This window comes from Microcoleus sp. AT8-A3, assembly GCF_036705675.1.
In the GTDB taxonomy this organism is placed as follows: Bacteria; Cyanobacteriota; Cyanobacteriia; order Cyanobacteriales; family Microcoleaceae; genus Microcoleus.
This window is the reverse complement of record NZ_JAUBVD010000010.1, coordinates 55,090-63,996: the sequence shown is the minus strand read 5'-3', so window position 1 is coordinate 63,996 and position 8,907 is coordinate 55,090. Positions and strand designations below refer to the sequence as shown.

The window sequence follows — 8,907 nt, the reverse complement described above, 5'->3', positions numbered from 1 at the left end:
TCTAAAATCTAAAATCGATGTGCACTGCGATCGTCCCGGTGGCGGCAATTCAGTCTAAAATCTAATCATCTAAAATCTCAAATCTAAAATCTAAAATCGATGTGCACTGCGATCGTCCCGGTCGCGGCAATTCAGTCTAAAATCTAAAAATCTAAAATCCCAAATCTAAAATCTAAAATCGATAGGTTGTGCAACTAAAACAAGTAATTATCGCCCACAAAGCCAGAGATACCCTCAGCCAGCGGTGGGCAGAACAGTGTGCCCGCCAATTAGAAAGTCGCGGGTGTCAGGTTTTAATGGGGCCCAGTGGCCCGAAAGATAACCCGTATCCGGTGTTTTTAGCTTCTAGTAATACCCCAATTGATTTAGCGGTAGTTCTGGGGGGCGACGGTACGGCCCTAGCTGCAGCGCGGAATTTGGCGGCTGACGGCATCCCGATTTTGGCAGCGAATGTGGGGGGACATCTGGGTTTTTTAACCGAGTCTTTTGAGGATTTCCAAAAGACTGAGGAGATTTGGGACAGACTTGCGGAAGACAGGTATGCTGTGCAGACGCGGATGATGTTGCAGGCAACAGTTTTTGAGGGAAACAGAACCAATCTCGAACCCCAAAGCGATCGATTTTTGGCACTAAATGAAATGTGTGTCAAACCTGCTTCAGCCGATCGAATGCCGAGCTGTATTCTAGAAATGGAAGTTGACGGCGAAGTAGTCGATCAATATCAAGGCGACGGTTTAATTGTGGCAACTCCCACCGGTTCGACTTGCTACACCGCATCTGCCAACGGGCCGATAATGCACTCAGGAATGGAGGCGATCGCCGTTACTCCGATTTGCCCTTTGAGTTTATCCAGTCGGGCGATCGTCCTCCCGCCCGGTTCAGTCGTCAGCATTTGGCCTTTAGCAGATTACGAACTCAGTACCAAACTCTGGACAGACGGGGTTTTAGGTACTGCAATTTGGCCAGGACACCGCGTAGACGTGCGGAGGGCGGACTGCGAAGCCAAGTTTATCATTTTGCGGGAAAACTATTCTTATTTCAACACTTTGAGGGAAAAACTTCACTGGGCAGGAGCCCGAATTCGGTACAGCAACAATCACCGCAATTAATCCCAATCATCGACCATTAATCATTAATCTGTAGGGCGGGTTTTACCAACAATATTTGCCTAAAATCAATAATCTCATAAACCCGCCCCCACAAGGCGATAAATCGCAATTTACATTTTTATGCTTCGAGCGAAAGAAAGGTTGATCTGGGTTATTAGTGTGGGGGCGGGTTTATATAGATGGTTTGCGGTCATTAAATATTATTCGTAAAACCCGCCCCTACAGGATGCTATTTTACAGGCAAAACCCACCTTACCCAACGCACAATTTCTGTACTCTGTTAAGATCGCTCAATATCTTGACAAACAGCCTGATCTATGCAGATTTTCAAAAAATCAACCCGACCTTTCAACCCTCAAGATACATATCCCTGTCCCGTGTGCCGCACCGGTCAAATTTCTACCATGCCGATGATGGACGCCCTAGCTTGCAACTTCTGCCAGCACATTTATACCGCAAGCGTTGAAAGACAATCGCTCCAAATGGCCGATCGCCAACCGCCCGTAACTTGGCACTGGAACGGCAAACAGTGGATAGGAGCCCACCTCGAAGGCGTAGAATTCGGATGGCCCTACTGGGCAGCGGCTATTGGTCTAATTTTCCTTCCCACTACCTTGCTGGGACTTTCAGCTTACTATTTTCCCCCGGTTCCCGGCAGCAGGTTGTCGTGGCTGCCCCTAGCTTGGACAGGCTTAGCTTTTTTGTCCCATTTAGGCATTGTGCTGTGGTTGGTAGGTGAATTTTATCAATTCCCGGTGGTAACTTACTTCAGAGCTTGGGGGCGCAGGATAAGCCGGCGCTAACTTAAATGCTGTCTAACAGCCGATCGTCCGAGGGCTTCCCACCGACATCGATCCAGGTAAAATTAGAGGCGATCGCAAAATTAAATTCCCAATCAGCACTGAAGCAGCTATAATCGTTAGCTATTCTAAATAGTCAAAAGCAAACGCATTGCGATTTGTGAGGAGAGCGATGAACATACTTGGAATCTCGGCGTACTATCACGACAGCGCCGCAGCCTTAATTCGCGACGGAGAAATTATAGCAGCAGCGCAGGAAGAAAGATTTTCCCGCAAAAAGCATGACGCCAGATTCCCTAAGAATGCGATCGTTTATTGCTTGAAAGAAGCGAACATAGATTTGCGGGAGCTCGATCGAATAGTCTTTTACGACAAACCTTTAGTCAAATTCGAGCGCCTTCTCGAAACCTATTTAGCCTACGCACCCCAAGGTTTTCGCTCTTTCCTAGCCGCCATGCCGATATGGCTCAAAGAAAAGCTTTACCTCAAAACCATGCTCAAAAGAGATCTGGCAGCAATAGCAAACTGCAAAACAAATAAACTGCCATCTCTGCTATTTACCGAACACCACCAATCCCACGCAGCATCCGCATTTTTCCCCAGCCCGTTTCAAAAAGCAGCCGTTTTGTGCCTCGACGGCGTGGGCGAGTGGGCAACAACCTCAGTTTGGTTGGGAGATGGGAACCAACTTACACCTCAGTGGGAAATCGATTTTCCCCACTCCTTGGGTTTGCTTTATTCAGCTTTCACCTATTACACAGGCTTCAAAGTCAACTCTGGCGAATACAAACTCATGGGTTTAGCTCCTTATGGCGAACCCAAGTATGTAGACAAGATTCTCAACTATTTAATCGACCTCAAAGATGACGGAACTTTTCGTTTGAACATGGATTATTTCAACTATACAGTTGGCTTAACCATGACAAACAAGAAGTTTGACGAACTGTTTGAAGGGCCGCCGCGTCAAGCTGAAGGAAAATTGACTCAGCGAGAAATGGACATTGCAGCTTCCATTCAAGTTGTTACCGAAGAAGTTGTTTTGCGACTGTGCAGAACAGTTAAAAAAGAATTGGATGTTGATTATCTTTGTATGGCCGGCGGCGTTGCTCTCAACTGTGTTGCTAACGGCAGACTCTTGCGGGAAGGTATTTTCAAAGATATTTGGATTCAGCCGGCAGCAGGAGATGCTGGCGGTGCTTTGGGCGCGGCTTTGGCGATTTGGTATCAGTATTGCGAACAAACTCGCACTGTGAGCGCGAACTCGACAGCAAATAGTAGAGAAGCCCTCAAAACTGAACTTATCACTACAAACGCAGCGGTTGAGGAGAGGACGGAAGTTCTCACTGCCAACCCAGCGGTGGCAACTGTGGCGAAGTCGGTTGCTCATTTAACTTGTCACGATCAAATGCGGGGCTCATATTTGGGCCCAAGGTTTACTGACGCAGAAATTCTCGAATATTTGGATGCTGTCAAAGCTAGCTATCATCGATTAGATGATGCCGAATTAATGCCGCAGTTGGCGGAAATTTTGGAACAGGGAAATGTGGTGGGATGGTTCCAGGGGCGGATGGAATTTGGGCCGCGGGCTCTGGGCGGTCGATCGATTATTGGCGATCCCCGCAGTGCTAAAATGCAGTCCGTGATGAACCTGAAAATTAAATATCGGGAATCTTTTCGACCTTTTGCTCCGTCAATCTTAGCCGAACGAGTTGCGGATTATTTCGAGATTGACCATTCTAGCCCTTATATGCTATTGGTAGCACCTGTCAAATCCAGTCTCCGCATTCCCATGACTGCGGAACAAGAGCAGTTGTTTGGCATTGAAAAGCTCAACATTCCGCGATCGGAAATTCCGGCTGTCACCCACGTCGATTACTCGGCTCGCATTCAAACTGTTCACAAAGAAACCAATCCTCGCTACTATGACTTAATCAGCCATTTTGAAAAGCGATCGGGCTGTTCTATTGTGGTAAATACTTCTTTCAACGTCCGAGGCGAACCCATTGTTTGCACTCCAGAGGATGCTTACCGCTGTTTCATGCGAACCGAAATGGACTATCTGGTTTTGGAAAATTACTTGCTTCCCAAGTCAGAACAAATTCCTTGGAAACAAGATGATGCTTGGAAAAATGAATTTGAACTAGATTAATTATTAGTAAGTTGGCAGTGGGCAGTTGTGAGTTGTTAGTTGGCAATTGTCATTCTTCCTTCTTCCTTCTTCTTTCTTCCCTCTTCCTTCTTCCTTCTTCCTTCTTCCTTCTTCCTTCTTCCCCATGAGCGACGAAATTAAAAAACTCGACAAAAAAGGCTTGCGCGATTTCGGGCTGCTAATTGGCGGCTTGATTGCAGTGCTGTTCGGTTTAGCAGTACCTTTACTGCGGCGGCATTCTCTACCTTGGTGGCCTTGGGCAATCTGCGGAGTGATGGTGCTGCTAGCATTGGTGGCGCCGAAATCGCTTAATCCCGTTTATCACGCGTGGATGCGCTTTGGAATTATTCTTAACAAAATCGAAACGCCGATCGTCCTAGGGATAGTTTTTTACCTGATAGTTTGGCCGATGGGAGCGATCAAAAACATTTTCGGCGAAGATGCCATGCGGCGAAAACTCAATCCTAAAATGGATACTTACCGCGTCCCAAGTAAAGCAAGAACAAAAGTTAGTATGGAGCGTCCTTTTTAAGTGTTTGAAGCAACTTTAGACTTTCTCAAAGATTTGTGGGCGTTTATGAAAGAACGTCAAAAGTATTGGCTGTTGCCGCTCATTGTGACTTTAGTTTTTTTGGGAGCTTTGATTGTATTGAGTCAGGGTTCTGTGATTGCTCCATTTATTTACACGCTGTTTTGAAATAATGAGCAAGTTGAAAAATTTGGGTGTCAATTTGGGTTTGACACTCGGCGGTTTATTGATGGGGGTGGTAATTGGTGAAATTGGATTGCGGGTAGCCAGGATTGAAGGCTATCCCAAAATAGGAGATTTCGTAGACTCGGCGCCAACTCGTTTTCACACTTCCGATCCGAATTTGGGCTGGAAGCTGAAACCTGGTGCGTCGGGGGAGTGGAATGGGGAAGGTGCGAGTTTTGTGCAGGTGAATAGCGAGGGTTTGCGCGATCGTGAACATACAAAAGTAAAACCTCCAAATACTTTGCGCGTTGCGGTTTTGGGCGATTCTTTCACCGAAGCAATTCACGTACCTGTCGAACAAACTTTCTGGTCAAAATTGGAACGCAAGTTAGGCAACTGCGAAGCTGTTAAGGGACGCAAAAATGTTGAGGTAATGAATTTCGGGGTGCAGGGCTACGGTACTGCTCAAGAATTGATAATGCTGCGAGAAAAAGTGTGGGATTACAGTCCTGACATTGTAATTCTTGCCTTTTTTATTGGGAATGATATAATTAACAATTCGCCACAATTAGAATACGATCGCTACCGACCATTTTTTGCTTACGATGCTAGCGGCAAGCTAGTACCGGATATGTCTTTTCGCAATCTGGCGCCGATCGATCGCAACGAAAGAGCAGTTTCCTTCGTAGACCGAATGCCCAGTTTGATAGTCAAAAATTCGCGCATTTTGCAGGTCATTAAAAAAGTAGACTTAGAAAGGAAAAAGCGCGAGTTATCTGAGGATTTTACCACTTTAAGTACCAAAAACCTCAAGGAACCTGAGAATGCAGCTTGGGAAGAGGCTTGGAGGGTGACAGAGGGTTTGATAGTGACGATGCGGAATGAAGTCGTGCAGAAAAATGCTGAGTTCTTGCTTGTGACGATCGGCGATCCGATCCAAGTTGAACGGGATGCCAAGATGCGAAAAGATTTTACGAAAAAGAACAACATTCAGGATTTGTTTTATCCCGATAGGCGGCTGGAAAAATTGGGCGCGCGCGAGGGTTTTCGGGTACTGAATTTATCCGAACAGTTTCAAGGTTATACTGAAAAATATCAAGTCTGCGCCCACGGTTTTGATAATTCTGTACCCTGTGGGGGTCACTGGAATGAACTCGGACACCGACTGGCTAGTATCCTGATTAACCGCAATTTGTGCGAAAATTTGAAGCAGTCTCAATTCCCCAAAAAACAACCGTAATCAGTCAAATTTCATGAAAGATTCAACGGCGCTGAAAAAAGGCAAAAATATATTAAGTATAATCGCGGTTAATTTGGCGATCGCCTTTATTTCTCTGGAAGCTTTGTCCCTAGCTTTTTATTTTCTCAACCAAAAACAGTTTTTTTATACCAGAACTAAAGCCAAAGAAAAAGTAGTAGAAGATATTGAAAGGATCGGCATTAGACTTGATGAATCTATCGTAGAAAGACTGCACCCACTTTTTGGCTATGTACTCAAACAAGGTGCTTTCACCAATGAAAAATTAAAGTTAAAAGTCAACAAACACGGCTTTTTTTCACTTTACGAATATCCGTTTATTAAAACTAATAAAAATCAAGTTATCATCGGAGTTTTTGGCGGTTCAGTTGCGAATAATTTTGCAGTCGATGAATACGTAACTCGCAGATTGTCTAACAAATTGAAAACTTATCCAGAATTTGCCAACAAGGAAATTATTGTTTTAAATTTTGGGAATGGCGGCTACAAACAGCCCCAACAATTATTGATTTTAAATTACTTTCTGGCTTTGGGTCAAGAATTAGATTTAGTCATCAATATTGATGGTTTTAACGAAGTAGCGCTGTCAAATTTAAACAACAAAGCCCAAGTAGAAATAGGAATGCCCAGCGTTCAGCACATACAGCCTCTGACTGGTTTAGCAAACAATAACTTGTCACCGGAAGCGATGAGCTCGATCGTGCAAATTAACGAAAACAAAAAACAATTAAAAGCAGGTATTGACAAATTGCAAACTTGTCAACTTGCTTTGTGTCACGCTGTCACCTCGCTACAGGTGAAACAATTAGTCAACAATTACCAGCAAGCAGTTGTCAAGTACGATTCACAAGTAAAACAATCCAACTCCGACACGGCAAATAGCGGTATAGTCTACATTCCCAAAGCTGACTTTGTTTTGCAGGACGCCGCTGCTTTTGAGAAAATGGCATCGATGTGGTATCAATCGTCGATCGGGATGAATCAAATTTTATCAAGTAGAAAAATTAAGTATTTTCACTTTATCCAGCCCAACCAGTATTATCCCACTCAGCGAGCGTTTACCGCCAAGGAAAACGAAATCGCGATTAACAAAGAGAGTCCCTACATTGAAGGAGTGAAAAAAGGTTATCCGGTGTTGTTGTCCAAAGTCGATGATTTGCAAAAAGCTGGGGTTAATATTTTTAGTGCAGTGAATATTTTAGACAATACCAAAGAAACGGTTTACAAAGATGCCTGCTGCCACTATAATTCAGTCGGAGACGAACTATTGGCAAACTATGTTTCTAGTTCTATTATTAAAGTAGTAAGAGAATCGAAATAGAGGTTTATGAAAAATTTAAAATTTCTCAAAAGAGGGCAAGAATTCCTCAAGATAACTTTGATTAACTTAGCGCTTTTACTGGTTTTCCTCGAAGTCGGTTCCTTGGGATGGTATTTTCTCAAGCACAAGCAATTTTTCTATGCTAGAGAAAAGGTGCAAAACAAGTCGGATTTAGGAATTAATTTAGAAGGAGTGCGGCTGAATCAGTCTATTGTTGAAAGGTTTCATCCTTTTTTTGGATTTATTCAACAACCAGGCCCCGATTTTCGCCCTGGTTTTAAGGTTAACAACTACGGATTTATCTCTCCTTATGATTACCCTTTGAAAAAAACCAAGAAAAATCAATTTATTATCGGAGTTTTTGGCGGTTCTGTGGCTTCTAATTATGCAGTATTTGAAGTTCAAAACAAAATTTTGCCTCAATACCTCAAGCAGCTTCCGGGTTTGAAAGATAAAGAATTTGTAATTTTGTCTTTTGCTACCGGAGGCTACAAACAACCCCAGCAATTATTAATTCTAAACTATTTTTTGGCTTTAGGGCAAGAACTGGATCTGGTAGTCAATATAGATGGTTTTAATGAAGTAGCACTTTCTAACTTAAACAATAAAAATCAAGTCGATTTGACAATGCCAAGTATTCAGCACATTTTGCCGCTGACTAGCTTGGCGAATAATAGCCTTTCTACAAAAGCGATGAAAGCAACTATCAGAATCCAAGAAAATAAAGCTAGGATTAGTCAGGGTTTGGAACGTTTGCAAAACTGCTCTTTAGCTGCGTGCGATGCTTTGACTTCTGTTTACGTTCAAAATTTAGTTAATAACTATAAAACCGATGTTATTAAGTTTGAACAAGAACGGACTAAACAAAAAAAAGATGACGGCGGCAGCGTTATTTATATCAATACTAATAAGTCAGTTTTACCGGATTCAGCCGCTTTTGAACAAATGGCCCAGAATTGGGTAAAAAGTTCAATTTTTATGCACAAAGTTCTGTCTGCTAGTAATGTGCCTTATTTTCATGTTCTTCAGCCTAATCAATATTATCAGACGAAAAGGGTGTTTAGTGAATCCGAAAAGCAGATTGCTTTTAATAAGGATACTCCTTATGCTAAAGCTGTGCAAATTGGATATCCGGCTCTTTTCAAGAAGTTTCCTAATTTGGAAAAAAATAAGATCAATCTAGTGAATGCTGTCAATGTTTTTGACAAGACTAAAGAGGCAGTTTATGTAGATAGCTGCTGCCACTACAATCAAGCTGGAGAGGTAGTTTTTAGCAATTATGTGGGCAGTTCTATTCTGGAATCTTTGCGGAAAGATGAAAGAAAAAACAAGAAGTGATATTATGTCTGGTTGATTCGTTATTGTACAATTGGCGAACTCGTAGGGGCGGGTTCACCAACAATATATAATGATAACCAACAATATATAAAAACCCGCCCCACTCACTCACCAATAATTCACATCAACCTGATATTTATATTTAATTCCTAAATGTAGGTGATGATTTATCGTTGGGTGGGGGCGGGTTTTTGAGATTGTTTGTTTCCGGCGATGATGGTTGGTGAACCCGCCCCTA

At 43.1% G+C, this 8,907-nt stretch carries 8 protein-coding genes; all 8 read left to right on the top strand.

The window, feature by feature from the left end; all coding sequences use genetic code 11:
- The first annotated feature begins 188 nt into the window (after nt 1-188).
- The 8 genes from QUB51_RS08305 to QUB51_RS08270 all read left to right on the top strand — a co-directional run bounded on the left by QUB51_RS08305 (nt 189) and on the right by QUB51_RS08270 (nt 8,669).
- Nucleotides 189-1,109: an NAD(+) kinase gene (locus QUB51_RS08305; protein ID WP_333053588.1), complete on the top strand. Its 921-nt coding sequence runs from the start codon at nt 189-191 to the stop codon at nt 1,107-1,109.
- 317 nt (nt 1,110-1,426) lie between these two features.
- The gene (locus QUB51_RS08300) at nt 1,427-1,912 is read left to right on the top strand and encodes a hypothetical protein (RefSeq protein WP_333053589.1); all 486 of its coding nucleotides are present in this window, start codon (nt 1,427-1,429) and stop codon (nt 1,910-1,912) included.
- Nucleotides 1,913-2,081: 169 nt separating this feature from the next.
- Entirely contained in the window at nt 2,082-4,058 is a 1,977-nt protein-coding gene (locus QUB51_RS08295) for a carbamoyltransferase (protein ID WP_333053590.1), read from the top strand.
- A gap of 124 nt (nt 4,059-4,182) precedes the next feature.
- The gene (locus QUB51_RS08290; RefSeq protein ID WP_333053591.1) at nt 4,183-4,590 is read left to right on the top strand and encodes an SxtJ family membrane protein; all 408 of its coding nucleotides are present in this window, start codon (nt 4,183-4,185) and stop codon (nt 4,588-4,590) included.
- On the top strand, nt 4,591-4,755 hold the full coding sequence (locus QUB51_RS08285; protein ID WP_190657062.1) for a DUF5989 family protein: 165 nt from the start codon (nt 4,591-4,593) through the stop codon (nt 4,753-4,755).
- Nucleotides 4,756-4,759: 4 nt separating this feature from the next.
- Nucleotides 4,760-5,992 (top strand): SGNH/GDSL hydrolase family protein, encoded by a 1,233-nt coding sequence (locus QUB51_RS08280; protein ID WP_333053592.1) that lies wholly within the window; start codon nt 4,760-4,762, stop codon nt 5,990-5,992.
- A gap of 13 nt (nt 5,993-6,005) precedes the next feature.
- Nucleotides 6,006-7,331 (top strand): hypothetical protein, encoded by a 1,326-nt coding sequence (locus QUB51_RS08275; protein WP_333260608.1) that lies wholly within the window; start codon nt 6,006-6,008, stop codon nt 7,329-7,331.
- A gap of 6 nt (nt 7,332-7,337) precedes the next feature.
- Nucleotides 7,338-8,669: a hypothetical protein gene (locus tag QUB51_RS08270; RefSeq protein ID WP_333208902.1), complete on the top strand. Its 1,332-nt coding sequence runs from the start codon at nt 7,338-7,340 to the stop codon at nt 8,667-8,669.
- The last annotated feature ends 238 nt before the right edge of the window (nt 8,670-8,907 follow it).